The 351-nt window shown below is 40.2% G+C and carries 1 pseudogene; it reads right to left on the bottom strand.

Annotation, left to right across the window (positions count from 1 at the left end):
- Positions 1 to 58: 58 nt before the first annotated feature.
- Positions 59 to 351, bottom strand: a pseudogene (locus AKJ31_RS23325) (hypothetical protein); the annotation flags it as partial.

The raw sequence follows: 351 nt of genomic DNA, 5'->3' as shown, positions 1-351 counted from the left end.
GATATCGATTTCTGCTGTTAAAGGTAGTGTCTTGGTAATATTCGCTGTTCATAAGTATTTAATTGATTTCTGCAAATATATCTAATTCAGGACCTGTTTCAGGCTTGCCTTGTTGTTTGTTTCTGATTGCTTCGAGTGCCGCTTTATATTCTTCTTCACTCATATCGCGCCAGTATCGTGGGTTTCGACCAGTTTTCTTATCATACTCTGCGGTAACAGGGTCGAGGTGTCGAGACTCTTCAAGAATAAGGCAGTCTGGTAAAGGTTGAGATATGTCCATGTAACATAGGATCATGTTCCAGATGCGATAATATTCTGAAACCGATTCATTCGGTGTCGCTAGTAAACTCA

It is taken from the genome of Vibrio hepatarius (assembly GCF_001274785.1).
In the GTDB taxonomy this organism is placed as follows: domain Bacteria; phylum Pseudomonadota; class Gammaproteobacteria; order Enterobacterales; family Vibrionaceae; genus Vibrio; species Vibrio hepatarius.
Note: the sequence above shows the minus strand (reverse complement) of the source record. Positions and strands in the feature narration are given on the sequence as shown.